This is a genomic window from Bradyrhizobium sp. NAS96.2, from assembly GCF_001908235.1.
In the GTDB taxonomy this organism is placed as follows: domain Bacteria; phylum Pseudomonadota; class Alphaproteobacteria; order Rhizobiales; family Xanthobacteraceae; genus Bradyrhizobium.
In genome coordinates this window covers 14730-40045 of the sequence record NZ_LGHK01000142.1, presented here as the reverse complement: position 1 = coordinate 40045, position 25316 = coordinate 14730, and the positions used below count along the sequence as shown (strand labels likewise).

Sequence of the window (25316 nt, the reverse complement as noted above, 5' to 3'; positions counted from 1 at the left end):
TTCGGCGGTGCCGGTGGTGGCGTCGGTGCTGTCGCCGCAGGAGGCGCCGGTGCCGGCGTCGGCGTTACCGCGGGCGGCGCTGGCGTTGTTGCGGGCGGTGCCGGCGGGGGCGCGACCGGCGGTGCCGTAGTTACCTCGGTTGATGGCGATGCGGTCGGCGCAGGCGCAGCATTTGGCGATCCCGGCGCGCCGCTTTGAGTGGCTGCGCCGCTTGGAATGAACGAGAAATCTTCAGCCAGTGACGACGAAATCCACGGCACCTGTTCCTGCCGCGAGGCCCGGGTGACGCCGACGCGAGTGCGGTTGAGCGTCTCCTCGGCCATCAAATCGGGGGTGCGGATCTCCTTCAGCAGTTCCCGCACGAACAGGCTGCGATCGCTGCCATTGTCCGAGACGACGGACGACAGCGCCGCCGAATACATCACGAGCGTACCGTTGGGCGCGATGACAGGGGCAAGCCCTGCCGAGAAGCTGCGGAAGCGGCGCTCGAACGGGTTGCGCCTGGAGGCATCGATCAGGGCGATCTTTACCCCGGCGCCGCGGCTGTTGATCTCGCCGAGCACGGTCTCGAGGCTGAAGCCGTCGCGGCGGACGTCGGCCTCGGCCCAGATCTGGGCGTCGACCGGGATCATGTAGCTCTGCCGGTTCGACTGGATGCCGTAGCCGGAGAAGAAGATCAGCGCGACCGAGCCCGGCTTGATCTTGCCATAGAGCCGGTCGAAGGCGCGGCGCATGCCGTCGCCGGTCAGGTTCTCGCCGACCTCGACGGTGAAGCCGTCGCGCTTGAGCTCGTCGGCGACGTCACGGGCGTCGTTGACCGGCTCCTTCAGCGGCGCATCGGCATCGGGATATTTGGCATTGCCGATGACCAGCGCGAAGCGATCGCCGGCGGCGAAGGACAGGGTGGGCGACGCGATTGAAAAAATCAGCGTGGCGAGCAAGGCAAGGCGGATTTTCATAATCGCGGCAAATCCAGATCGCGGCATTCCAATGAAATGGCGCCGCTTCCAGCCTGCGCCTCGGGAACCTTACTCTAGAGCCTTTTCCGTTCCGATGGAAATCGGAACGGGGCTCTAGAATCTTGTTTTGACGCGTTTTCTTCACGCGAACCGGTAGCCACTTCGCTCGAAAACGCTCTAACGAAAACCCATTATCAAACCACCGCCAAACCTCCGTCAACGGCTTGCAGCGCCGTCGTTTATCGCGCTGACGATCGTAAGGCCGCAGTGCAACAGCATGCGGTCATGGCGGCCATCGCCGTGCTGGCATGGTGCTGGTTCCGGCGAGCCGGTAATGTGATTGCATTCACAGAGGCTGCGGCCGCCCTGTCAAGCACTCGTCGTACTCCGCGCGGTTTGACCTTTGCGCGAGGCGATGGCTTTGTGGCCAGGACGGCAAGCCATTCAAAAAAGACCTGCAAACAAGACCGCAAACAAGAGCGAAACCGATGGGAAACGCTTACGAGATCTACGCCCTGCGTTATGCGACGATGTCGCCGCGCACCCCCCACCTCAACTTCCTGGTCCCCGATCCGCACGACACCACGGCGCAGGATCTGGATTATTTCGTCTGGCTGATCCGCGGCCACGGCCGCGACATCCTGGTCGACACCGGCTTCAACGCCGAGGAGGCCAAGGCGCGCGCCCGCAAGCTGACGCTCAACCCGGTCGATGCGCTGGCCGGCTTCGGCGTCAGTGCCGACAGTATCAGGGATGTCATCGTTACCCATCTGCACTATGACCACGCCGGCAATCTGGATCGCTTCCCGAACGCCAAATTCCATCTGCAGGAACGCGAGATGAGCTACGCAACCGGCCGCTGCATGTGCAACGGCATGCTGCGCCATCCGTTCTCGATCGAACACGTCACGCAGATGGTGCGCCATGTCTATGGCGAGCGCGTCACCTTCCATTCCGGCGACGGCGAGATCGCGCCCGGGGTGACGGTGCATCGTGTCGGCGGCCATTCCGACGGCCTGCAGGTGGTGCGGGTCGAGACCGCGCGCGGCCCGGTCGTGCTGGCGTCCGATGCCGCGCATTACTATGCGAACCTGCACAAGAAGAGCCCGTTCCCGATCGTCTACAATGTCGGCGACATGGCGCTGGGCTGGGAGACCGTCGAGCGGCTCGCCGGTCATCCCGACCGCTTCATCCCCGGTCACGATCCGATCGTCAGCGAGATCTATCCGCGCGCCAGCGACAAGGTCGATGCGTTCGCGCTGCATCTGGCGCCGTCGCGATCGTTTGCGAAATAGCCTCGCCGGTCCGGGCGAGGCGCATCTGCAACACGTCAAGAAACGTCAAAAGAAGAAGCGATATGACTGATTACAAGACTCTCGGGTTCATCGGCCTTGGCGTGATGGGTGAGCCGATCTGCCGCAATCTCGTCAAGAAGAGCGGCAAGCGCGTCGTGGTGTTTGACCTCGCGGCCGAACCGCTGGAGCGCTTGCGCGCTGACGGTGCCGAGATTGCCGGCTCGGTCGCCGATGTCATCAAGCAGAGCGAGGTGCTGTTCCTCTGCCTGCCGAGCGCCAAACACGTGCGCGCGGTGTTCGAAGGCGACGGCATTTTGAAGAATGCGAGGGCCGGCCAGGTCGTGGTCGATCTCGGCACGTCGTCGGTCAGCCAGACCCGCGATTTCGCCGGGCAGCTAAAGGCCAAGGGCGCGGCCTGGGCCGATGCGCCGATCGCGCGCACCCGGCAGGCGGCGCAGGACGGAACGCTCAGCGTGATGGTCGGCGCGGTGCCCGCGCTCTATGCCGCGATCGAGCCCTTGATCCGCTGCTTTGCCACCGACGTCACCAATTGTGGCGATGTCGGCGCCGGGCAGGTGACCAAGATCCTCAACAACATGGTGCTGTTCGAGACCGTGAATGCGTTGGCCGAAGCCGTCGCGGTGGCCAAGCACAATGGCGTCGATCCGAAACTGCTGCTGGACACCCTGTCGAAGGGCTCGGCCGACAGCTTCGCGCTGCGCAACCACGGCATGAAGGCGATCGTGCCCGGCGTGTTTCCCGAGCGCGCATTCTCGACCGAATATGCGCTGAAGGATCTGTCCTACGCGCTGGAACTCGCCGCCGACGCTGGCATCACAATCCGCGGCGCGGAGCTGATCGGCACCGTGCTGCAGGAGGCGATCGACAAGGGATCGAAGGATTATTATTTCCCTGTGATCGCCAAGCATATCGACAGGGCGTAGTTGCGCGTAACTCCATCACCGTCATGCTGAGGAGCGCGGAACGCGCGTCTCGAAGCACGACGGCCCGACTGCGGCCGTGGATCCTTCGAGACGGCGCTGACGCGCCTGCTCAGGATGACGGGTTTGGCAGCCATGCTCGGCTGGGGCGGTGAGGCAACTCCAGCGTCATCCTGGCTTTCGCCAGGACGACAGCGGAGTGTGTGTCCAAAGCGGAGTGCGTGTCTAATACGCGTCCTTCGCGTCGGCCTCTTCGCTGGTCTGCACCAGCTCGAGGCTGCTCTCGACCTTGCCGAGCAGGCGCCCGAGATCGCGGCGCTCCTGCGCGGACAGGCAGGACAGGATCTCCTGTTCCTTGCGCAACAGGCGCGGGATCAGCTCTTCGTACAGCGCCTGGCCCTTCTTGGTCAGCCGCAGGCGGAATTCGCGGCGGTCGTCGGCGTTCTCGACGCGCTCGACGATCTCGCGCTCCATCAAGGCCGACACCGCGCGGCTGATGGTGGATTTATGGGTGCGGGTGCAGTGCGCGATGTATTGCGCGCTGCAGGGATCGCTGCGGAAACCGAGCGTCGCGAGCACGCGCCATTCCGGAATATCGAGGCCGTAGCGCGCCTGATATTCGCTCGACAGCGCCGAGGACACCTCGGCCGCCAGCCGGTTCAGGCGGAACGGCATGAAATGAAAGAGATCGAGGCGCTTCTTCGCCGGCGCGGCATCGTCGCGCGCGTCGGCTTCCACGGCGGCGCGCGCCCGGACTGGAGGCTGGCTTGCGGAGGTCCTGGCCAAAAATTCCTCCAATTTGAGTTGACGTCGGGCCCGACTGGGAGTTTAAGATAGTTGCAAGTGAGACTAATTTAGCAAGGTCGCGGCCGACCCGCAAGGTCCTGTCGCAAGCCAGTCAAACAAGCCGCAGCCAAAGGCCGGCAGAACGAGAGCGTTTTCGAGCGAAGTGGATACCGGTTCGCGTGAAGAAAACGCGTCAAAACAAGAATCGAGAGCCCCGTTCCGATGAAATCGGAACGGACAAGGCTCGAGGGAGCATCCAGGGTCACGCAATGGCATCAGCCAATACGGCACACGCCAAAACCCAGTTCGGCTATCGCCGCCACCCCGACCAGGACCGGTCGGGCGCCAACGTCGCGGAGCATTCGGTCGTCGTGGTCGGCGCAGGGCCGGTGGGATTGTCGCTCGCGATCGATCTTGCACAGCGCGGCCAGCGCGTGGTGCTGCTCGACGATGCCGACCGGATCGGCGAGGGCTCGCGCGCGATCTGCTTCTCGAAGCGCTCGCTGGAATTCTGGGATCGCCTCGGCGTTGGCGACCGCATGGTCGAGAAGGGCGTGGTGTGGAGCGTCGGCAAGATTTTTCACGGCGCCTCGCAGCTCTACCAGTTCAATTTGCTCCCGGAGGAAGGCCACAAGCGGCCTGCCTTTATCAATTTGCAGCAGTTCTACGCCGAGGCCTATCTGGTCGACCGGGTCGAGCAGCTGCCTGAGATCGACCTGCGCTGGCGCAACAAGGTGATTGCGCTGGAGAGCCGCAACGACGGCGTTGCGCTGACCATTGCGACGCCTGAAGGCTCGTACCAGGTCCATGCGTCGTTTGTCGTCGCCTGCGACGGTGCGCGTTCGTCGCTGCGGCAGATGGTCGGCGCGGAGTTCGCAGGCCAGGTGTTCGAGGATCAGTTCCTGATCGCCGACGTCAAGATGACGGCGGCGTTCCCGACCGAGCGCTGGTTCTGGTTCGATCCGCCGTTCCATGCCGGGCGCTCGGCGCTGTTGCACAAGCAGCCCGACGACATCTGGCGCATCGATCTGCAGCTCAATCCGGACGCCGATCCCATAGCCGAGAAGCAGCCCGAGAACGTGCGGCCGCGGATCGAGCGCATGCTCGGGCATGACAAGTTCGAGTTCGAATGGATCTCGCTCTACAAGTTCCAGTGCCGCAGGATGGCAAAATTCATCCATGGCCGCGTGATCTTCGCCGGCGATTCCGCGCACCAGGTCTCGCCGTTTGGTGCCCGCGGCGCCAATTCCGGGCTCGAGGACGCCGAGAATCTGGCGTGGAAGCTCGACCGCGTGCTGCGCCGGCTGTCGCCCGAAGGCTTGCTTGAGAGCTATCACATCGAGCGCAGCGCGGCGGCCGACGAGAACATCCGCGAGTCCACCCGCTCGACCGATTTCATGGCGCCGGCGACGAAGCAGGAAGCGCGGCTGCGCCAGGCGGTGCTGTCGCTCGCGGAGGATACCGAGTTCGGCAAGCGTATGGTCAATGGCGGCCGCCTGTCGGTGCCGTCGGTCTACGACACGCCGCTGTCGAGCGGCGATCGCGACGACTGGCGCGGCGGCCCGCGGCCGGGCGCCTCGATGCTGGATGCCCCGGTGACGGAGCCGGGTGGCGGTTCCAGCTATCTGACCGACGCGTTCATCAGGCAGGGAACGCGTTTCACGCTGCTGACGTTTGGCAATGGCGCTGATGTCGATGTGCCCGAAGGCGTCGGCACCATCAGGGTCGGCGGCGCGGGCGGGCTGGTCGACGCGCAAGGCCTAGCCGGCCAGCGCTACGATGCCGCACCCGGCACCGCGTATCTGCTGCGGCCGGACGGCTATGTCGCGGCGCGCTTCCGAAACGCGGCGCGGCCGATACTCGACGCGGCGCTGGCGCGCGCATCCGGCTTGAACTGAGGATCCGTCATGGCGCTGTCGACCAGTTCGAACTTCGCAAAGCCCGATGACGCCTTCCGCGCCATCGTTGAGGCGCATCGCGGCCTCACCGACGCGCAGAGCGCCGATCTCGATGCCGCGCTGGTTCTGGTGCTCGCCAACCATATCGGCGATCTCGACGTGCTGCGCGAGGCGATCGCGCTGGCGAAACGACGGACGCTGGATGCAAGCCAGCAGCAACAACAGCAACAGCAATAGCAATAGCACTGATCAAACGGACAGGATTGAACTGATGGCCAAAGGTTTCGCATCGACCACGGATCTCGCGGAGAAGAAGGTCACCTTCTCCGAGATCGGCACCGATCTCTATGCCTTCACCGCCGAAGGCGATCCCAACACCGCCGTGATCGTCGGCGACGACGGCTGCCTGGTGTTCGACGCCCAGGCGACGCCCGCGATGGCCAACAAGGTGATCGAGCGGGTCAAGACCGTCACCGACAAGCCGATCAAGTATGTCGTGCTGTCGCATTATCACGCGGTGCGCGTGCTCGGCGCCTCGGCCTATCACGCGCAGGGCATCGTGGCCTCGCAGGAGACCTATCGCCTGATCGAGGAACGCGGCCAGCAGGACTGGGATTCCGAATATGGCCGCTTCCCGCGGCTGTTCCAGGATGCCGCGAGCATCCCCGGCCTGACTTGGCCGACGCTGACCTTCGAAGGCGAGATGTCGATCTATCTCGGCAAGCGCGAGGTGCGGCTGATGCAGCTCGGCGCCGGCCACACCTCGGGCGACATCGTCGCCTGGGTGCCGGACGCCGAGGTGATGTTCTCCGGCGACCTGATCGAATATCACTCGGCCTGCTATTGCGGCGACGCGCACTTACGCGAATGGCCGATGACCTTGAACGAGATCCGCGCCTTCAATCCGAAGGCGATCGCGCCAGGCCGTGGTGACGCGCTGAAGGGCCTCGAGACCGGGCGCGATGCGATCGCGATGACCCGCGATTTCGTCACCACGCTCTATGGCGCGGCGGAATCGTCCGTCGCCAAGGGCCGCTCCTTAAAGGAATCGATGGCGGCGACGCGCGAGGTGATGGATCCGAAATTCTCGAAGTTCGCGATCTACGAGCATTGCCTGCCGTTCAACGTTTCGCGCGCCTACGACGAGGCGTCCGGGATCGATGACCCCGTGATCTGGACCGACAAGCGCGACCAGGAAATGTGGGCCGCCCTGCAAGGAGGATAGTGATGAACATCAATACCTCGCCTGATCAGATCGTGCGCAGCTCGGGGCAGGTGACCCCGGGCTACATGTCCGGCTTCGGCAACAGCTTTGAGACCGAGGCACTCCCTGGCGCGCTGCCGATGGGGCGCAACTCGCCGCAGCGCTGCGCCTACGGGCTCTATGCCGAGCAATTGTCCGGCTCGCCGTTCACGGCGCCGCGCGGCACCAACGAGCGCTCCTGGCTCTATCGTATCCGCCCGTCGGTGCGGCATTCCGGCCGCTTCGCCAAGGCCGATGCCGGGCTGTGGCGCACCGCGCCGTGCCACGAATACGACATGCCGATCGCGCAGCTGCGCTGGGATCCGGCGCCGATCCCGAAGGAGGACATGACCTTCCTGCAGGGCGTGCAGACCATGACCACGGCGGGCGATGCCAACACCCAGGCCGGCATGGCTGCGCACGTCTATCTCATCACCAAATCGATGGTCGATCAGCATTTCTACAATGCCGACGGCGAGATGATGTTCGTGCTGCAGCAGGGCAATCTGCGTCTCGTCACCGAGTTCGGCCGCATCGATGCCGAGCCGGGCGAGATCGTGGTGATCCCGCGCGGCGTCAAATTCCGCGTCGAGATTCCGAATGGCCCGGCGCGCGGCTATCTCTGCGAGAATTACGGCGGCGCCTTCACGCTGCCGGAGCGCGGCCCGATCGGCGCCAATTGCCTGGCCAATTCGCGCGACTTCCTGACGCCGGTTGCGGCCTACGAGGACAAGGACACGCCGACCGAGCTCTACGTGAAGTGGGGCGGTGCGCTGTTCAAGACCACGTTGCCGCATTCGCCGATCGACGTGGTCGCCTGGCACGGCAATTACGCGCCCTATAAATACGACCTGCGCACCTTCTCGCCGGTCGGTGCGATCGCCTTCGATCATCCCGATCCCTCGATCTTCACGGTGCTGACCTCGCCGTCGGAGACCGCCGGCACCGCGAATATCGACTTCGTGATCTTCCCGGAGCGCTGGATGGTGGCCGACAACACCTTCCGCCCGCCGTGGTATCACATGAACATCATGTCCGAGTTCATGGGCCTGATCTACGGCGTCTACGATGCCAAGCCGCAGGGCTTCGTGCCGGGCGGCATCTCGCTGCACAACATGATGCTGCCGCACGGCCCTGATCGCGAAGCCTTCGAGCATGCCAGCAACGGTGAACTCAAGCCAGTGAAGCTGACCGGCACGATGGCCTTCATGTTCGAGACGCGCTTCCCGCAGCGCGTGACCGAGCATGCGGCGAAGTCGTCGACGCTGCAGGATGACTACTCGGATTGCTGGAAGGGTTTGGAAAAGAAGTTCGACCCGAACAAGCCGTGATCTTACCCTCCCCTGGAGGGGGAGGGTCGGTTCGCATGCAGCGAAGCGGAATGCGAAACGGGGTGGGGTGATCTCTCAACACGGGCGGTGTGTTCGCGGATAGACCGTCACCCCACCCCGCCGCTCATTTCATTCGCGTCGACCCTCCCCCTCCAGGGGAGGGTGAAGAAGATCAGCTGTTGCACCAAGATTGCACATCGGAACCCCCATGCCCCACCCCAACGACCCCAAACTCCGCTCCTTCATCGACGTCGCGCCGACCTCCGACTTCCCGATCCAGAACCTGCCCTACGGCGTGTTCTCCGCGAATGGACTGGCTCCGCGCGTCGGCGTTGCGATCGGCGACTATGTGCTCGATCTCTGGGAGCTCGAGCAGGATTCCCGGCTCGATGTCGGGCCGCTCGGCGTGTTCTCGCAGCCGTCGCTCAATGCCTTCATGGCGCTCGGGCCAAAGGTGTGGTCGGCGACGCGGGCGCGGATCAGCGAGCTGTTACGATCAGATCATCCGGAGCTGCGCGACAACAGGGAATTGCGGGCGCGGGTGCTGGTGCCTATGGCTGACGTCAGGCTGCATATGCCGTTTGCCGTTTCGGGCTATACCGATTTCTATTCGTCGAAGGAGCACGCCACCAATGTCGGCGTCATGTTCCGCGGCAAGGACAACGCGCTGCAGCCGAACTGGCTGCACATGCCGATCGGCTACAATGGCCGCGCCTCGACCGTCGTTGTGAGCGGCACCAAGGTCAAGCGGCCGCGCGGCCAGCTCAAGCCACCGACCGCTGAGGTGCCGAGCTTCGGCCCCTGCAAGCGGCTCGACTTCGAGCTCGAGATGGGGGTTGTCGTCGGGCAGGCGTCAGCGATGGGCGAGATGCTGACCGAGAAGCAGGCCGAGGAGATGATCTTCGGCTTCGTCATCCTCAACGACTGGAGCGCGCGCGACATCCAGCAGTGGGAATACGTGCCGCTCGGTCCGTTCCAGGCCAAGGCGTTCGCGACCTCGATCAGCCCGTGGGTGGTGACCCGCGAGGCGCTGGAGCCGTTCCGCATGCAGGGCCCGAAGCAGGAGCCGGAGCCGCTGGCTTACCTGAAGCAGACCCAGCCGAACAATTACGACATGCAGCTCGACGTGGGCTTGCGCGCCGGCGCGATGAACGAGGCGAAGACGATCTGCAGCACCAACTTCAAATACATGTATTGGTCGTCGGTGCAGCAGCTGGTGCACCACGCTTCCAGCGGCTGTGCGATGAATGTCGGCGATCTCTTAGGGAGCGGCACGATCTCCGGTCCGGAAAAGCATCAGCGCGGCAGCCTGCTCGAAATCAGCTGGAACGGCACCGAGCCGGTGGAGCTTGCGAGCGGCGTCACGCGCTCGTTCCTCGAAAACGGCGATTCGCTGGTCATGCGCGGCTGGTGTCAGGGCGACGGCTATCGTGTCGGCTTCGGTGAGGTCGAGGGCACGATCGTCGCGGCGGAGTAGCTCTCCGCGCATTCCGCTGCTTCACCTCCCCTTGAAAAGGGGAGGTCGGTTTGCGCAGCAAATCGGGTGGGGATCATCTCTCCACGAACGCCAGCGCCCGCGGCTGACCCCCATCCCACCTTCCCCCTTCAGGGGGAAGGAGCCGGGCGGCAGGGGGGCAATCTCACGGATCACCGCTCCTCCGGGTTGATATCCCTTAAGCGCGCCGTATTCGCCGCGCAGTCCTCAAGGCTGTATTTCAGATGCACCCGCTTGTCCGACGGTGGCTGGTTCACGGTGCAGACGCCCGGCCGCCACGGCTTGGCCGGGCGGATCGGGCGCGGCGCAAAGCCGCCGCCGCAGTTCGGGCAGACATTGCCGAGCTTGGTCTCCGCGCAATCTGCACAGAATGTGCATTCATAGGAGCAGATCCGCGCGTCGGTGGCGCTCGGTGGCAGGTCCTTGTCGCAATATTCGCAGTTCGGTCGCAGCTGCAGCGCCATGGTCGTCTCTCTTGCTGGATGTTGGCCGAATGATCGCAGGTCGTGCCATCGAAGCGAATGACGGAATTCCCTCGATTTGAGCCATCACGCTTGTAGCGATTTCAGCGGCAGCTTGGTGCTCTCCTTCAGGCGATCGAGCACGATCGAGGAGCGCACATGGGCCACGCTCTGGTGCGGCATCAACACGTTGTTGACGATGTCGGACAGGCTCTTCAGGTCGCGCAGCATCACCTTCAGCACATAGTCGGCGTCGCCCGTCAGCGCGTAGGCCTCCTGGATGTCGTCGACGCGGTTGACCAGTTCGCGAAACCGCTTGGCGTTGTCGGGCGAGTGGGTCGCCAGCGTGATGTGGATGAAGGCGATCAGGGCGAAGCCGAGCGCTTCGCCGGCGAGGTCGGCGTGGTAGCCGGCGATCACCTTCTCCTCCTCCAGCCGCATCCGCCGTCGCGAGCATTGCGAGGCGGAAAGCCCGACCAGGTCGGCCAGCTGCTGGTTGGTCAGCCGGCCGTCATCCTGCAGCGCGGCGAGCATTTTGAGGTCGAAAGCGTCGACTTCAGGCATGCGTCAAATGTCCATTTCATGCACAGATCGTGCGCGATATTAGCAAAACGAGTCCCATTTTGCACGCACGTTGCACAGCAGATGACGGAAACTGATCTCCAGACAAATCAGGGAGTTACCGCCATGGGTCCGTTTCCGCACGATGCGCCGCCCGCTGAAATCAGCACTGAGAATCCGATGGGCACCGACGGCTTCGAGTTCGTCGAATACGCTCATCCCAATCCGGCTGAGCTGCACGCTCTGTTCAAGCTGATGGGCTTCGTCGCGGTCGCCCGTCACCGGACCAAGGCGATCACGGTCTATCGCCAGGGCGATATCAACTATCTCGTCAATGAGGAGCCTGGCAGCCACGGCTTTAACTTCGTCGCCGCGCATGGCCCTTGCGCGCCGTCGATGGCGTTCCGCGTGGTCGATGCCAAGCACGCCTATGAGCGCGCGATCGCGCTCGGTGCGGAGCCGGCGGATGTGTCATCGGAGGAGAAGGCGCTCGATGTCCCCGCGATCAAGGGCATCGGCGGCAGCCTGCTCTATTTCGTCGACCGCTATGGCGCCAAGGGCTCGGCCTATGATGCCGAGTTCGAATGGCTGGGGGCCGCCAACCCGCGCCCCGTCGGCTCGGGTCTCTATTATGTCGATCACCTCACCCACAACGTCCATCGCGGCCGCATGGATGTCTGGACCGGCTTCTATGCAAAACTGTTCAACTTCCGCCAGATCCGCTTCTTCGACATCGAGGGTCGCGCGTCCGGCCTGTTCTCCCGCGCGCTGACCAGTCCGGACGGCAAGATCCGGATTCCGATCAACGAGGACGCCGGCGATTCCGGGCAGATCGAGGAATATCTCAACGTCTATCACGGCGAAGGCATCCAGCACATCGCCTGCGGCGCCCGCGATATCCATGCGACGGTCGAAAGGTTGCGCGCGGACGGCCTGCCGTTCATGCCGTCGCCGCCCGACACCTATTTCGAGCGGATCGACGCCCGCCTGCCGAAACATGGCGAGGACGTTGCGCGGCTCAAGACCAACGGCATCCTGATCGACGGTGAGGGCGTGGTCGACGGCGGCCAGACCAAGGTGCTGCTGCAGATCTTCTCGGCGAACGCGATCGGGCCGATCTTCTTCGAATTCATCCAGCGCAAGGGCGACGACGGCTTCGGCGAAGGCAACTTCAAGGCGCTGTTCGAATCGATCGAGGAAGACCAGATCCGCCGCGGCGTGCTGAAGGTCGATCACGCGGCGTAAGCGCGTCGTAGAGCCACGCTAGCGCAAAACCAACAGTTGTCGTCCCGGCGAAAGCCGGGACCCATACCGCGGAATCCATCGAGAGCGTCGGATATCAGTCCCGCGGAACGGTCGTGCGCAACAACGACGTTCCGGGGTTGGGTCCCGGCGTTCGCCGGGACGACAGCGAGATTTATTTCGTCGCTTTCCACTCAGCCGTCACATCCCCAATGCTCGCCAGCTCCGGCTCGCGGATCGCTGACGGCGTGCGCGAGAAGCGCGGCGCGGGGGCGGGCTGGGTGACGCCGTGGCGTTCGACGAACACTTGGCGCGCCGCCATGTGCGGATGCTTCGGGGCTTCCTCCATGGTCAGGATCGGCGCGAAGCAGATGTCGGTGCCTTCCATGATCGTGCACCAATCCGCGCGCGACTTGCTCTTGAACACCTTTTCCAGCTTGGCCTTCAGCGCCGGCCAGGCCTTGCGGTCCATCTGGGCGTCGAAGTCGGCGTCGGTCAGGTCGGCATGCTTGCGCAGCAGCGCGTAGAACTGCGGCTCGATCGAGCCGATCGAGATGAAGTTGCCGCAGGCGCATTCATAGACGCCGTAGAAGTGCGCGCCGCCGTCGAGGAAATTCTGGTCGCGCCCGCCGCTCCAGCGGCCCTGCGCGGCCATGTCGTAGAACATCGACATCAGCGAGGCCGCGCCGTCGCACATCGCGGTGTCGACCACCTGGCCCTTGCCGGACTTCTGCGCTTCCAGGAGCGCGGCGAGCACGCCGACCACGAGGTACAGCGCGCCGCCGCCGAAATCGCCGACCAAATTGAGCGGCGGCACCGGCTTTTCCTTGGTGCCGATCGCAGCCAGCGCACCCGTGATCGAGATGTAGTTGATGTCGTGGCCGGCGGCATTCGCCAGCGGGCCTTCCTGGCCCCAGCCGGTCATGCGGCCGTAGACCAGCTTCGGATTGCGCGCGAGCACAACATCGGGGCCGAGGCCGAGGCGCTCCATCACGCCGGGGCGGAAGCCCTCGATCAGCGCATCGGCATGGCTCAGCAGGTCGAGCACTTCGGATATCGCCGCCTTGTTCTTGAGGTCGAGCTCGATGACCTTGCGGCCGCGGGTCGCGACCGCCTTCAAATTCTTGCCCGCGCCGACCCGGTCCAGCGTGATGACCTCGGCGCCCATGTCGGCAAGCAGCATGCAGGCGAACGGGCCGGGACCGATGCCGGCGAATTCGACGATGCGGAAGCCTGTGAGCGGACCCGAGGTGCGAGCGGCGGTTTGGGAGGCGGGCTTGTCGAGCACGTTGTTGTTCCGTTGTTGCTATAGGGGAGTAATCGAAGGGTCTTGTTCACTTGTCCGACGCGCCAGGGGATCGCATCGGCGCTGCCGTCAAAGGCGCGGCCTGGCCGTCGCTAGCCATGGCAATGGGGGCTCGTTTGGTCTGCCGAACGTCATGGGTCCTCTCCCCGCGGGCCGTCCGTCTGACGGTATTTTTAATTAGCTGATTAGCTAAATTCTCTCGCCTAATGCGGGATGTGGCAAGCCCTTTCGGCTGGAATGCCAGCAAAACGCGAACGGCGCGCATCGCTGCGCGCCGTCTGCATAGGTTCCGGTAGGATAGGGGCTAGCCGGCGGCGGTCACCGCCCGCTGTCCCATCACCTTCACCAAGTTGGCGCGGTAATCCGCCGAGCCGTGGATGTCGGCAAGCAGGCCGCTTGCCGGGATCGTGACGGCATCGAGCGCCGACGCCGCCCAGTTCGCCTTCAGCGCCTGCTCGATCGGCGCCACCCGCATGACGCCGCTCTGCGACGCGCCGGTCGCGACGACGCGGACGTCACCCGACTTGGTCTTGGCGACGAATACGCCGGTCAGCGCGAAGCGCGAGGCCGGGTTCGGAAACTTCGCATAGCCCGCCTTGGCCGGGACCGGGAACGACACCTGCGTGATGATCTCGCCATCCTCGAGTGCCGTCGAGAACAGGCCCTTGAAGAAGTCCTCCGCCGCGATCGATCGCTTGTTGGTCTTGACCACAGCGCCAAGCGCCAGCACCGCCGCCGGATAGTCCGCCGCGGGGTCGTTGTTGGCGAGTGAACCGCCGATCGTGCCGCGATGACGCACGGCGGGATCGCCGATCATCGACGCCAGATTGGCGAGCGCCGGGATCGCCTTCTGCACGGCGTCGCTTTGCGCGACGTCGTAATGCGTGGTCGCCGCCTTGATGGTCACGGTGTCACCGGACACGTCGATGCCGATCATGTCCTTGATCTTGGCGACGTCGATCACATCGGATGGCGCCGCAAGGCGTTGCTTCATCACGGGGAGCAAGGTCTGTCCGCCGGACAGGAACTTGGAGTCCGTGCCCTTGGCAAACTGCGCCACGGCATCGTCGATCGAGGATGCGCGGTGATAGTTGGTCTCGTACATCGTATCCTCCCTCAACCGTGAATGGCGTGCCAGACGCGATCGGGCGTCGCCGGCATTTCCAGCTTGTTGTTGCCGATGGCGTCCGTGATCGCGTTGATCACGGCAGCAGAGGCGCCGATTGCGCCGGCTTCGCCGCAGCCCTTGACGCCGAGCGGGTTGCCCGGACACAGGGTCGTGGTGTGGGAGAGCTGGAACGACGGCAGGTCGTCGGCGCGCGGCATGGTGTAATCCATGAATGATGCGGTCACGAGCTGACCGGTATTGTCATAGACCGCACCCTCGAGCAGCGCCTGGCCGATGCCTTGCGCAAGGCCGCCATGGACCTGGCCTTCGACAATCATCGGGTTGATCAGCCGGCCGAAGTCGTCCGCCGCCACGAAGTTGACAAAGGAGGTCTTGCCGGTGCCCGGATCGACCTCGAGCTCGCAGATATAGGCGCCGGCCGGGAAGGTGAAGTTGGTCGGGTCGTAGAACGCCGTCTCCTTCAGGCCGGGCTCCATGCCGTCGGGCAGATTGTGCGCGGTGTAGGCGGCGAGCGCGACCATCGGCAGCGCGATCGACTTGTCGGTGCCGGTGACCTTGAACTCGCCGTTCTCGATCACGATGTCGCTCTCGGACGCCTCGAGCGCATGTGCCGCGATCTTCTTGGCCTTGGCCTCGACCTTCTCCATCGCCTTCACGATCGCCGTGCCGCCGACCGCGAGCGAGCGCGAGCCGTAGGTGCCCATGCCGAACTGCACCTTGTCGGTGTCGCCATGGACGATCGAGACCTGGCTGATCGGCACGCCGAGCCGTTCTGCGATGATCTGGCAGAACGTCGTCTCATGGCCCTGGCCGTGGCTGTGCGAGCCGGTGAGCACCTCGATGGTGCCGACCGGGTTGACGCGGATCTCCGCTGACTCCCACAGGCCGACGCCGGCGCCGAGACTGCCGACCGCCTTCGACGGCGCGATGCCGCAGGCCTCGATGTAGCAGGAGACGCCGATGCCGCGCAGCTTGCCGTCGGCCTTCGCCTTGGCCTTGCGGGCCGGGAAGCCGGCATAGTCGATCGCCTTCATCGCGGCATCGATCGAGGCGTGGAAGTCGCCGATGTCGTACGCCATGATGACCGGCGTCTGATACGGGAACGCGGTGATGAAGTTCTTTTTGCGCAGCTCGGCCGGATCGACCTTCAACTGCCGCGCCGCCGTCTCCATCATGCGCTCGATCAGATAGCTCGCCTCGGGACGGCCGGCGCCGCGATAGGCGTCGACCGGCGTGGTGTTGGTGTAGACACCGATCACCTCGGCGTAGATCGCCGGAATGACGTACTGGCCCGACAGCAGGGTCGCGTAGAGATAGGTCGGGACTGCCGAGGAGAACAGCGACATATAGGCGCCGAAATTGGCGTGGGTCTTCACCCGCAGGCCGAGGATCTTGTTGTCCTTGTCGAACGCCATCTCCGCCTTCGAGACATGGTCGCGGCCATGCGCGTCGGTGAGGAAGGCCTCCGAACGGTCACCGGTCCACTTCACCGGGCGCCCTACCTTCTTGGAGGCCCACAGCGCCACCATCTCTTCCGGATAGATGTAGATCTTGGAGCCGAAGCCGCCGCCGACGTCGGGCGCGATCACGCGCAGCTTGTGCTCGGGCGCGATGTTGTAGAACGCCGACAGCACCAGGCGGGCGACGTGCGGGTTCTGCGAGGTCGTGTAGAGCGTATAGTGCTCCTCGGCCTGGTCGTAATGTGCGACCGCTGCGCGCGGCTCCATCGCATTCGGCACCAGGCGGTTGTTGGTGAGCTCGAGCGTCACCACATTGGCCGCCTTGCTGAACGCATCCTTGACCGCGGCTTCGTCGCCGAGATGCCAGTCATAGACGATGTTGCCGGGGGCTTCGGGATGCAGCTGCGGCGCGCCCGGCTTGATCGCGGTCTTGATGTCGGCCGCCGCGGGAAGCTCTTCGTAATCGACGACGACGGCTTCCGCCGCGTCCTTGGCCTGGTTCTTGGTCTCCGCGATCACGACCGCGACCGCCTGTCCGACAAAGCGCACGGTCTCCGGCGCCATCGCCGGCCACGCGCCCATTTTCATCGGCGAACCATCCTTGGAGGTGATTGCCCAGCCGCAAATCAAATTGCCGACCTTGTCGTCGACGATCTGCTGTCCGGTCAGCACCGCGATCACGCCGGGCATCTTCATGGCCTCGGCTGAGTTGATGCCCTTGACCTTGGCGTGGGCATGCGGGCTGCGGATGAAGTGCGCGTAACTCATGCCGACCATTTTGACGTCGTCGACGTAACGTCCTTGTCCGGTGATGAACCGGCGATCTTCCTTGCGCACGACACGTGCGCCAATTCCTTCAACACCCATGGTCTAGTCCTCCCGACCGGAGATTCGATTTGCCGCCGTTTCCATCGAGACCGGCGGTGATGAGCTTGATCGTGTGCGGTGCGTCAGCTGCTATTCGGCGGCCTGCGCCACCTTCATGCGGCCGGCAGCGTCGAGCACCGCCTTGACGATGTTGTGGTAGCCGGTGCAGCGGCAGATGTTGCCTTCGAGCTCGTGGCGAACCGTTTCCTCGTCGAGCTTGCCACCGTGGCGGTGCACGATATCGACCGCGGACATGATCATGCCGGGGGTGCAATAGCCGCACTGCAGGCCGTGATTGTCGCGGAACGCCGCCTGCATTGGGTGCAGCTCGTCGCCCTTGGCGAGGCCTTCGATCGTGGTGACGTTGGAGCCCGCGGCTTGGCCGGCCAGCATGGTGCAGGATTTGACCGCCCGTCCGTCGACATGGACGACGCAGGCGCCGCACTGGCTGGTATCGCAGCCGACATGGGTGCCGGTGAGGTTGAGGTTTTCGCGCAGCAGGTGCACGAGGAGGGTTCGGTCCTCAACGTCGACCGAGACCGCCTTGCCGTTTACCGTCAGTTTGACTGTAGACACGCGTTTCTCCCAATAGCTTCGTTATGGGCCCAGTAGACCACGCTTCTTACGGGTCGTAACCGCGATCAAAGTCGTAGTTACGGCCCTGTCACGAAGGCTCCGGGCTGCGCCTGCGATCCTAGCAGGCAGCCGTCCGAGGGGCAATTTGCAAGCTGCTTCTGGCGTACTCCGGCACGACGAAATTGCGCGGCAGCGCAACGGATTTTCCGCCGGCCAATATGGTTTGCGGCATGTCAAAAGCCGCCGCGGCGATTGCTACTACCTTCCGCCTATAACGACAAAAAAGCTTAGCTGGCATTTTCATCGCACATAGCGACCGAAGATCGCTGGTTCACGAATTGGGTAGTGAGACGGGCGCGCGATGCATCCATCGCGGCAACGAAACCATATTGGAGGAAGCCAATGAAGCTGAGGAGCGGGATTTTCTTTGCCGGCGTGTCGCTGGTCGCCATTGTCATGGCAGGTATTGGTGCGTCGAGGGCGAATGATTCCGTCGCAAAGGCGGTGTCCGATCCGAACGGATGGGCAATCGCCGGCCACGATTACGGCAATACGCGCTTCAGCCCCCTGAAGCAGATCAATTCCGAGAATGCCGGCAAGCTGCAGCTGGTCTATTCGCTGTCGCTGGCCTCGCTGCGCTCCAACGAATCGTCGCCGGTGGTGATCGGCAAGACGCTGTACGTGTCGACCTCGTGGGGTCCGAAATACGTCTATGCGGTCGATGCCGCGACCGGCGCGCGCAAATGGACCTGGCAGCCGGATATTCCGGATGACGTGCTTCAATACGCCTGCTGCGACGTCAATAACCGCGGCGTCTCCTACGCCGACGGCAAGATCTTCGTCGGCCGCCTCGACGGCAAGCTGACCGCGCTCGATGCCGAGACCGGCAAGGAGCTCTGGACCTCGACCGTCGTCGACTACAAGCAGGGTTCGGTCATCACCTCGCCGCCGCTCATCGTCCGCGACAAGGTCATCACCGGCTTCGGTGGCGGCGAATACGGCGTCCGCGGCGCGTTGCAGGCCTTCAACCTCAAGGACGGCAAGCTGCTCTGGCAGACCTTCACGGTGCCGGCGCCCGGTGAACCCGGCAGCGAGACCTGGAAGGGCGACACCGGGCTGCACGGCGGCGGCGCCGCCTGGCTGGTCGGCTCCTACGACGCCAAATCCGACACGGTCTACTGGGGTACCAGCAATCCGGGGCCGTGGAATACCGGCGTGCGCTCCACCGGCGACGGCAATTTCGGCAAGCTGACCAACCTCTACACCGCCTCGACGCTGGCGATCGATCCCAACACCGGCAAGATCAAGTGGCACATCCAGGGCACGCCGGCCGATGCCTGGGACTATGACGGCGTCAACGAGCTGTTGCTCGCCGACCTCAAGATCAAGGGCGCCGAAACCCCCGTTCTGATGAAGGCGGACCGCAACGGCTTCTTCTTCGTCGCCAACCGCGAGACCGGCAAGATGATCTCGGCCGAGAAGTACGTCTTCGCCAACTGGGCCAAGAAGTGGGACATCAACACGATGCGGGCGGAAGAGGATCCGGACAAGCGTCCGGGCCCTGGCCATCCCGCCAAGGACATCTGCCCGAACCTGATCGGCGGCAAGAACTGGCAGCCGATGTCGTTCAACCCTGGGACCGGCCTCGTCTACATCCCGAGCAACAATGTCTGCATGGACTGGTCGGTCTCTGACGTGAACTACAAGCGCGGCGTGTTCTATCTCGGCGCCGAATTCCCGACCAAGCCGGGTCCCGGCGGCTTCCTCGGCGAACTCGTGGCCTGGGATCCCGTGGCCAACAAGAAGGTGTGGAGCATCAAGGAAGACCTGCCCTTTAACGGCGGCACGCTGACGACGGGCGGTAACCTCGTGTTCTCCGGCAATCTGCACGGCGATTTCCGCGCCATCGATGCCAAGAACGGCAAGGTGCTGTGGAGCAAGAACCTCGGCAGCGGCATCGGCGCGGGTCCGGTGACCTATTCGGTCGACGGCAAGCAATATGTCGCGATCGTGGTCGGACGCACCGCGGCGCTGCCGGCCTTCCTCGGCGACATCGGCAAGAAGATGGTCGCCGCGGCGCCCGAAGGCGGCTCGCTGTTCGTGTTCGCCCTGCAATAACGACCGTCACGAGGAGGCAGCATTGTCCGTGTCCCTTATCAAGTTGAATGAAGTGCCCAGCTCTGCGCGCAGCGTGCAGTTGGGAAAGGCGATCAGGACCGTGCTGCTCTCCGCCACGCTGCTCGCGCCGGCCTTGTCGGCCGGCGCGGAGGAGGCCAGGCCGCCGCTGCGACTCTGCGCCGACCCGACCAACCTGCCGTTCTCGAGCGACGAACCGGGCAAGCCCGGTCTCTATCTCGAGATCGGCCAGGCGGTGGCGCAAAGGCTCGGCCGCACGGTGAGCTATAATTGGTACAAGTCCTATTTCGGCAAGCGCACCGTGCGGGAGACGCTGCTCAGCAAGCAGTGCGACGCCATGGTCGGCCTGCCTTTGATCGACGATTTCATGGGGCCGGCGGTGATCTTCTCGAAGCCGATCGCTCATGAAGGCTACGCGCTGGTCGGCGCCAAGGAGAGCAAGCTCGCCGGCATCGACGATCTCACGGGATTGCGGGTTGCGGTGCAGTATCAATCGACGCCGCAAAACCTGCTGGCGATGCGCGACGATATCCAGAAGGTCACCGTGCTCAGCCCCGAGGAGGGCATGATGGCCCTCGACCAGGGCAAGGTCGATGTCGCCTTCATCTGGGCGCCGGTGGCGGGCTGGCTCAACAAGACCAGCTATGGCGACAAGTACCAGATCGTGTCGACCGAGGGCGACGGCCTGCTCTGGGCGACCGCGATCGGCTTCGCCAAGGCGTCCGGCGCGCTGCGCGATGAGGTCGACGGCGTTCTGCCGTCGCTGCAGCCGGAGATTTCCGCCCTGTTTGCCAAATATGGTGTTCCGAACGGCGCTCCGGTGAAGTTCGGCCAGGCGGCGCCGGCGACGACATCGTCCGTGGGGGCCAGCGAGCCGGTCACGGTCGGGCAGGCGACTACGGCCGAGAAGCCGGTTCAAACCGCCACGACCTCCGGGGATGCCAAAGCGGACGCCAAGGGCGATGCCGCCGCGGGGCGGGAGGTCTTCAACGGGACCTGCGCCCATTGTCATGGTCCGGACGCGGTGCAGGCCGAGCGAAAGATCGACCTCCGGCTGCTCAAGAAGCGCTATGCTGACGATATGGAATCGACATTCTGGAAGACGGTCCATGACGGGCGGCCAGCCAAGGGCATGCCGGCCTGGAAGGACGTCTTCAGCGACGACGAGCTCAGAAACGTATATGCCTATCTGCAGAGTGTGCAGGATACCGGCGGGAACTAGGCGAAGAGCAGTGCGAGGGTCCTCATGATGGGGTTCCTGATCATCGACGATCACCCCCTGTTCGGGGAGGCGCTTGGCAACGCCATCCGCATCTCGCATCCCGATGCCCGGATCTATGAGGCGACCTCGATCAAGGGGGCGCTCGGCATCCTCGCCAACGAGCCGAATATTGATCTCGCGTTGCTCGACCTGCTGCTGCCCGACGTCGTCGGCTTCTCCGGCTTCCAGAAGATCAGGGACCGCTACCCGCGGCTGCCGATCGCCATCGTCTCCAGTGAAGAAGACAAGCACACCATCCGCGAGGCGCTGGAAATGGGTGCGGTCGGCTATCTGCCGAAATCGACCTCGCTCGGCGAACTCTCGCAGGCGATCGCGCGCGTGCTGAGCGGATCGGTCTCGGCACCGCGGGATTTCGTCGCAGTCGGCGCGCTGGACCAGTCCGAGACGGCACGGACGCTGCGCGAGCGGATCCAGAAGCTGACGCCGCAGCAGATCCGCGTGCTGCACTTGATCATCCGCGGCCTGCAGAACCGCGAGATCGCCGCCGAGCTGAAGCTCGCGGAATCCACTGTCAAGGCGCATGTCACCGAGATCCTGCGCAAGCTGAAGCTGTTCAGCCGCAACAAGGCGATCATCGAGCTCGGCAAGATTCCGCTCCCGGTCCTTGAAGCTGGCTCAGGTGCGAAGGCAGAGAAGGCCCCCTAGCCTTGCTGCGCTGCGAGGCGAACGCATCCGGGGTGCTACCTATAGGCTGCCGGTCAGCTTTGAGATAATGTCGTGGACACAATGGCTGTCATCAGCGATCCGAGGGAGGACGGCGCAGCATTGACCACGACCGCGCCCCTGGCGGACGAGCCGCCTCTCGATGAGGCGGGTGCGCCTCGACTGCTGATCGTCGAGGATCACCCGCTATTCCGTGCCGCCCTGATCGGCGTGATCGGGGCCGAATTTCCCGATGCCGAGGTGCTGCAGGCGACCTCGATCGACGGCGCGCTTGATGTGATCGCCGCGCGCGATGGCCTTGATCTGATCCTGCTCGATTTGTCGATGCCCGGGACCACGGGCCTGCTCGGGGCCTACCGGGTCCGGGCCGCGGCGCCGCGCAGCGCGCTGGTGATCGTATCGGCGCATGACGATTCCCGGATCATCGGCGGCGCGATCTCGCTCGGCATTTCCGGGTTCATTCCGAAGTCGACGCCGAAGGCCGAACTGGCGCGCCTGCTGCGCGGCATCCTCGAAGGCGAGGTATTCCTGCCGACGCGCTTCCGCGACACGGCCGCCGCGCGGAAGGGCCAGGCCGAGACCAAGGAGCTGGTGCAGCAGCTCGGCCAGTTCACCGCCCAGCAGCTGCGCGTGCTCGACATGATCTGCCGCGGCCTGCAGAACAAGCACATCGCCTATCAGCTCGATATCTCGGTCACCACCGTGAAGGTGCATGTCTCGGAGATCCTGCGCAAGCTCGGCGTGCGCAGCCGGACCGAGGCCATCATCGCGCTGTCGAAACTGGATTTCGGCAAGCAGGACCACGCACCGGTGACGGCCTCGCCGTCGCGCGGCGACTAGAGCCTTTCCCGTTCCGATGGACTCGGAACGGGGCTCCAGGTCTTTGTCTTGACGCGTTTTCTTCACGCGAACCGGTATCCACTTCGCTCGAAAACGCGCTGGTCATAACCGCGCGTTCGACTGCTCCGCTGCGAGCAGGAACGACAGCAGCGAGCGCATCTCGGCGGGCTTGATCGGCTTTTTCAGGAGTTCGTGGCCAAAGGCCGAGACGTCGGAGGCGGCCTTGGCCGAGTAGTCGGCGGTGACGATGATCGCCGGCACCTTGGCGTTGATCTCGCCGCGGATCACGTCGACGGCCTGGATCCCGGTCTCGCCATTGTCGAGATGCAGGTCGGCGATGATGGCGTCGGGAATGCCGTCCAGCGCGTGGATGCGTTCGAGCGCCTCGGTCTTCGAGATCGTCACGGCGACGTCGCAGCCCCATTTCTCCAGCAGATGGGCGAGACCCTCGGCGCTCGAGAGATCGTTCTCGATCAGCAGGATCTTCGCGCCCTCCATGCCGCCATAGCGATAGTCGACGCTGGCCTGTTCGCGCACCGGGATCGCAACCGGATCGAGGGTGCGCGGCACCGTGACCGAGAACACCGAGCCCTTGCCGGCGCGCGAACTCAGCCTGATGTTATGGCCGAGCAGGTCGGCAAAGCGGCGCACGATCGAAAGACCGAGCCCGATGCCCGCCTTGTCGCCGGCGCCGGCGTCGCCGCGCTGAAATTCGACGAAGATCGCCTCGCGCTGGGCTTCCGGGATGCCCGGCCCGGTGTCGTGCACCTCGATGCAGATATTTTCGCCCTTGAGGCGGCACCCCATCAGCACGGTGCCGCGCTGGGTGTAGCGCAGCGCATTGGCCAAGAGGTTCTGCAGGATCCGGCGCAGCATCAGCGGATCGGAGCGGACCACCGCCGATGACGGCATGATCCGGAAGTCGAGGTTGCGCTTGGCGGCGGTCGCCACGAATTCCTGCTCAAGCGGCTCGAACAGCGAGGCGATCGCGACCGGACCGAATTCGGGCCTGAGCACGCCGGCATCGAGCTTCGAGATGTCGAGCAGCGTCCGCAGCATGTCCTCGAGCGTCGCCAGCGAGCGGTCGATCTGGTCGGTCAGCGCGACGCTCTTGGGCTCGCTTGCCATCTCGGTCAGCGCGGACAGCGTCAGCCGCGCGGCATTCAGCGGCTGCAACAGGTCGTGCGTCACCGAAACCAGCACCGATGATTTCAGCGAACTTGCCGCCTCGGCCTGCTGCTTGGCCTGCAGCAGGCGTCCGTTGGTCTTCTCCAGCGATTGCAGTGCCTGCTTGAGCTGCTGGGTACGGTCGCGCACCTGCTGATCCAGCGCGATCGCGGTCTCGAACAGGGAGAAGGCGTTGAGCTGCTGGTCGGTCGAACGTTCGACGCGCGACATCAGCGCCGCGTTGATCTTGCGCAGCTTCTCGGCTTCGCGTTCGAGGGCCGCAATGCGCGTGGTCTTGCTGTCGGTCATTGCGGCGCGACAGCCCGCTTGCCGATGGCGATGCCGGTCAGCGTCTGGTTGACATGCATGGAGCGATACTGCTCGCCATAGGTCTGAAAGCCAATCACTTTGTTGCGGCGATAGAGCTCCGACATCTCCCGCGACAGCTGGCGCTGTTCGACGTCGAGCCGGCGCAGCACGCATTCGAAGCCGATGAACATCGAGACCTCGCCGAGATCCTCGGTCAGCTCCTTGAGCAGGCGGCTCGTCACGTCGATCGGGTCGCGCTCGCGCGCCACCGTCAGCACCATGCCTTCGTCGATGGCGCAGAAGAATTGCAGCGACCCGTCGGGATTGGTGCGCTGGATCGACCGCGCATAATAGGCGCCGCCGACGCGGACCAGCACCGGGTGTGCTGCGAACGAGAACAATTCGAGCTTGCTGTCGCTGAGGCCGACGGCGCGGGAATATTCCAGCGCGGCCGGCTCGGCATTCAACTCCTTGACGATGCGGTGCTCGATGTCGGCCTCGGTCACCACCATCTTGGTCGAGGTCGGCTCGAAATGGTCGCACTTGAACAGGCGGAACGGCAGCCGGGTCCGGATCAGGATCAGGACGGCGGCGTCGGTATGGGCCTCGCCGCCGTGGAAGACCCAGGACTTCTCGAAGCGCAGGCCGTCGCCGGCGGAGCCGCCGACCACCGGAATGTCGCCGAGCGATGCGTAGATCGCCGACATGATGGTTTCCTCGCGCTGGCACATGCCGTCGATGAACAGCAGCCCGAAGGAATCGTCGGTGTGATCGCAATGCTCGGTGCGCTGCGCGAATTCGCTCTGCAACTCGGTGCAGATCGAACGGCCGTGGTCGACCCGAAACGTCGCGAGGTCGAACAGCGGCCGGGCCGCGATGACGAAATCGGCCGCGTCGAAGCCCATCGCCACGACGCTGTCTTCCTCCCAGCCGCCGGGCGATAGTTCTCCCGCCGTGGTGCAGCCGAAGATCGGGATGTCGGGCATCCGGCCGGACAGCTCGGCGATGAATTGTTGCGGGTCATAGAACGGCGACACGAACACCACGAGCATGGCGAGATCGACCGTCGCCAATTGGCGCGCGATCTCGTCGGCGGCCTCCCGCGGCCCGGTGGTCTTTGCCTGCACCACGACAATACTGTCGGTGGCGCTGCCGTTCTGCTTCGCCAAAGGCGTTCTCCCTGACCAGAATTTTTTGCTTTTCTTGGCGCGGTCGGCCGCGCGGGTCGCAAGAGTGTCGGCGCCATGCCGCGAGGTTCGCGGTCCGGCCCTCTCTATATTCTAGGTCGTGAGGGGGAATGTCATTGGCCGGGCGACTTCGCCGGCAGCTATGCTCGCCGCAAGCGCCAACGGCGCCGCTCGACGCGATG

22 protein-coding genes are annotated in these 25316 nt (G+C 64.4%); 12 read left to right on the top strand and 10 right to left on the bottom strand.

What is annotated here, in order from left to right:
* Positions 1 to 959 (bottom strand): caspase family protein (locus AC628_RS27715; protein ID WP_143201839.1); only part of this gene is annotated, 959 nt, incomplete at its 3' end.
* A 488-nt stretch (positions 960 to 1447) separates the two neighbouring features.
* Between AC628_RS27715 and AC628_RS27710 the strand changes: the two genes are divergently transcribed.
* Complete coding sequence (locus AC628_RS27710) at positions 1448 to 2254, top strand: N-acyl homoserine lactonase family protein (RefSeq protein ID WP_074129960.1); 807 nt, start codon at positions 1448 to 1450, stop codon at positions 2252 to 2254.
* 23 nt (positions 2255 to 2277) lie between these two features.
* Positions 2278 to 3198 carry an NAD(P)-dependent oxidoreductase gene (locus AC628_RS27705; RefSeq protein ID WP_283806720.1) on the top strand — a complete coding sequence of 307 codons (921 nt, stop codon included), beginning with the start codon at positions 2278 to 2280 and terminating at the stop codon, positions 3196 to 3198.
* A 222-nt stretch (positions 3199 to 3420) separates the two neighbouring features.
* On the opposite strand, the gene AC628_RS27700 is transcribed toward AC628_RS27705, so the two are convergent.
* Positions 3421 to 3981: a MarR family winged helix-turn-helix transcriptional regulator gene (locus AC628_RS27700; protein WP_502689777.1), complete on the bottom strand. Its 561-nt coding sequence runs from the start codon at positions 3979 to 3981 to the stop codon at positions 3421 to 3423.
* Positions 3982 to 4250: 269 nt separating this feature from the next.
* On the opposite strand from AC628_RS27700, the gene AC628_RS27695 reads away from it, so the two are divergent.
* From AC628_RS27695 to fahA, 5 genes are all read left to right on the top strand, one after another.
* Positions 4251 to 5879, top strand: a complete 1629-nt coding sequence (locus AC628_RS27695; protein WP_074129957.1) for an FAD-dependent oxidoreductase — start codon at positions 4251 to 4253, stop codon at positions 5877 to 5879.
* A 9-nt stretch (positions 5880 to 5888) separates the two neighbouring features.
* Positions 5889 to 6116 carry a DUF2783 domain-containing protein gene (locus AC628_RS27690; protein WP_050425419.1) on the top strand — a complete coding sequence of 76 codons (228 nt, stop codon included), beginning with the start codon at positions 5889 to 5891 and terminating at the stop codon, positions 6114 to 6116.
* A 34-nt stretch (positions 6117 to 6150) separates the two neighbouring features.
* Positions 6151 to 7104 (top strand): MBL fold metallo-hydrolase, encoded by a 954-nt coding sequence (locus AC628_RS27685; protein WP_074129956.1) that lies wholly within the window; start codon positions 6151 to 6153, stop codon positions 7102 to 7104.
* A gap of 2 nt (positions 7105 to 7106) precedes the next feature.
* A complete protein-coding gene (gene hmgA, locus AC628_RS27680) occupies positions 7107 to 8453 on the top strand; it encodes a homogentisate 1,2-dioxygenase (RefSeq protein WP_074129955.1) in 1347 nt (448 codons plus the stop codon).
* Positions 8454 to 8661: 208 nt separating this feature from the next.
* Positions 8662 to 9930 carry a fumarylacetoacetase gene (gene fahA, locus AC628_RS27675; protein WP_074129954.1) on the top strand — a complete coding sequence of 423 codons (1269 nt, stop codon included), beginning with the start codon at positions 8662 to 8664 and terminating at the stop codon, positions 9928 to 9930.
* 170 nt (positions 9931 to 10100) lie between these two features.
* On the opposite strand, the gene AC628_RS27670 is transcribed toward fahA, so the two are convergent.
* Positions 10101 to 10412 (bottom strand): DUF1272 domain-containing protein, encoded by a 312-nt coding sequence (locus AC628_RS27670; protein ID WP_074129953.1) that lies wholly within the window; start codon positions 10410 to 10412, stop codon positions 10101 to 10103.
* Between the two features lie 84 nt (positions 10413 to 10496).
* Positions 10497 to 10973, bottom strand: coding sequence for an Lrp/AsnC family transcriptional regulator (locus tag AC628_RS27665; RefSeq protein ID WP_074129952.1), 477 nt, complete (start codon positions 10971 to 10973; stop codon positions 10497 to 10499).
* A 123-nt stretch (positions 10974 to 11096) separates the two neighbouring features.
* Between AC628_RS27665 and hppD the strand changes: the two genes are divergently transcribed.
* A complete protein-coding gene (gene hppD / locus AC628_RS27660; protein ID WP_074129951.1) occupies positions 11097 to 12215 on the top strand; it encodes a 4-hydroxyphenylpyruvate dioxygenase in 1119 nt (372 codons plus the stop codon).
* Positions 12216 to 12387: 172 nt separating this feature from the next.
* Here the strand turns inward: hppD and AC628_RS27655 are convergent, their stop codons facing one another.
* The 4 genes from AC628_RS27655 to AC628_RS27640 form a co-directional block, all read right to left on the bottom strand.
* On the bottom strand, positions 12388 to 13500 hold the full coding sequence (locus tag AC628_RS27655) for a CaiB/BaiF CoA transferase family protein (protein WP_074129950.1): 1113 nt from the start codon (positions 13498 to 13500) through the stop codon (positions 12388 to 12390).
* A gap of 322 nt (positions 13501 to 13822) precedes the next feature.
* A complete protein-coding gene (locus AC628_RS27650; RefSeq protein WP_074129949.1) occupies positions 13823 to 14623 on the bottom strand; it encodes an FAD binding domain-containing protein in 801 nt (266 codons plus the stop codon).
* A gap of 11 nt (positions 14624 to 14634) precedes the next feature.
* Positions 14635 to 16974, bottom strand: coding sequence for a xanthine dehydrogenase family protein molybdopterin-binding subunit (locus AC628_RS27645; protein WP_074129948.1), 2340 nt, complete (start codon positions 16972 to 16974; stop codon positions 14635 to 14637).
* A 90-nt stretch (positions 16975 to 17064) separates the two neighbouring features.
* A complete protein-coding gene (locus tag AC628_RS27640) occupies positions 17065 to 17550 on the bottom strand; it encodes a (2Fe-2S)-binding protein (protein ID WP_024583646.1) in 486 nt (161 codons plus the stop codon).
* Positions 17551 to 17952: 402 nt separating this feature from the next.
* On the opposite strand from AC628_RS27640, the gene AC628_RS27635 reads away from it, so the two are divergent.
* From AC628_RS27635 to AC628_RS27620, 4 genes are all read left to right on the top strand, one after another.
* Positions 17953 to 19668 carry a PQQ-dependent dehydrogenase, methanol/ethanol family gene (locus AC628_RS27635; protein ID WP_074129947.1) on the top strand — a complete coding sequence of 572 codons (1716 nt, stop codon included), beginning with the start codon at positions 17953 to 17955 and terminating at the stop codon, positions 19666 to 19668.
* Between the two features lie 28 nt (positions 19669 to 19696).
* Positions 19697 to 20908, top strand: coding sequence for a c-type cytochrome (locus AC628_RS27630; protein WP_349510134.1), 1212 nt, complete (start codon positions 19697 to 19699; stop codon positions 20906 to 20908).
* A 24-nt stretch (positions 20909 to 20932) separates the two neighbouring features.
* Positions 20933 to 21613: a response regulator gene (locus AC628_RS27625; RefSeq protein ID WP_074129946.1), complete on the top strand. Its 681-nt coding sequence runs from the start codon at positions 20933 to 20935 to the stop codon at positions 21611 to 21613.
* An 81-nt stretch (positions 21614 to 21694) separates the two neighbouring features.
* Positions 21695 to 22471, top strand: coding sequence for a LuxR C-terminal-related transcriptional regulator (locus AC628_RS27620; RefSeq protein ID WP_245321345.1), 777 nt, complete (start codon positions 21695 to 21697; stop codon positions 22469 to 22471).
* Positions 22472 to 22573: 102 nt separating this feature from the next.
* Here the strand turns inward: AC628_RS27620 and AC628_RS27610 are convergent, their stop codons facing one another.
* Both AC628_RS27610 and AC628_RS27605 read right to left on the bottom strand, forming a co-directional pair.
* Positions 22574 to 23947, bottom strand: coding sequence for a hybrid sensor histidine kinase/response regulator (locus tag AC628_RS27610; protein WP_074129944.1), 1374 nt, complete (start codon positions 23945 to 23947; stop codon positions 22574 to 22576).
* Positions 23944 to 25116 carry an FIST N-terminal domain-containing protein gene (locus AC628_RS27605; protein ID WP_074129943.1) on the bottom strand — a complete coding sequence of 391 codons (1173 nt, stop codon included), beginning with the start codon at positions 25114 to 25116 and terminating at the stop codon, positions 23944 to 23946. Before AC628_RS27605 ends, AC628_RS27610 begins: the two co-directional genes overlap by 4 nt.
* Between the last annotated feature and the right edge of the window lie 200 nt (positions 25117 to 25316).

Bases quoted from the DNA above. Each gene is read 5' to 3' on its own strand.
- AC628_RS27710 (WP_074129960.1), top strand. From the start codon at position 1,448: ATGGGAAACGCTTACGAGATCTACGCCCTGCGTTATGCGACGATGTCG.
- AC628_RS27695 (WP_074129957.1), top strand. From the start codon at position 4,251: ATGGCATCAGCCAATACGGCACACGCCAAAACCCAGTTCGGCTATCGC.
- AC628_RS27690 (WP_050425419.1), top strand. From the start codon at position 5,889: ATGGCGCTGTCGACCAGTTCGAACTTCGCAAAGCCCGATGACGCCTTC.
- AC628_RS27685 (WP_074129956.1), top strand. From the start codon at position 6,151: ATGGCCAAAGGTTTCGCATCGACCACGGATCTCGCGGAGAAGAAGGTC.
- hmgA (WP_074129955.1), top strand. From the start codon at position 7,107: ATGAACATCAATACCTCGCCTGATCAGATCGTGCGCAGCTCGGGGCAG.
- fahA (WP_074129954.1), top strand. From the start codon at position 8,662: ATGCCCCACCCCAACGACCCCAAACTCCGCTCCTTCATCGACGTCGCG.
- AC628_RS27670 (WP_074129953.1), bottom strand. From the start codon at position 10,412: ATGGCGCTGCAGCTGCGACCGAACTGCGAATATTGCGACAAGGACCTG.
- AC628_RS27665 (WP_074129952.1), bottom strand. From the start codon at position 10,973: ATGCCTGAAGTCGACGCTTTCGACCTCAAAATGCTCGCCGCGCTGCAG.
- hppD (WP_074129951.1), top strand. From the start codon at position 11,097: ATGGGTCCGTTTCCGCACGATGCGCCGCCCGCTGAAATCAGCACTGAG.
- AC628_RS27650 (WP_074129949.1), bottom strand. From the start codon at position 14,623: ATGTACGAGACCAACTATCACCGCGCATCCTCGATCGACGATGCCGTG.
- AC628_RS27645 (WP_074129948.1), bottom strand. From the start codon at position 16,974: ATGGGTGTTGAAGGAATTGGCGCACGTGTCGTGCGCAAGGAAGATCGC.
- AC628_RS27635 (WP_074129947.1), top strand. From the start codon at position 17,953: ATGAAGCTGAGGAGCGGGATTTTCTTTGCCGGCGTGTCGCTGGTCGCC.
- AC628_RS27625 (WP_074129946.1), top strand. From the start codon at position 20,933: ATGATGGGGTTCCTGATCATCGACGATCACCCCCTGTTCGGGGAGGCG.
- AC628_RS27620 (WP_245321345.1), top strand. From the start codon at position 21,695: ATGGCTGTCATCAGCGATCCGAGGGAGGACGGCGCAGCATTGACCACG.
- AC628_RS27610 (WP_074129944.1), bottom strand. From the start codon at position 23,947: ATGACCGACAGCAAGACCACGCGCATTGCGGCCCTCGAACGCGAAGCC.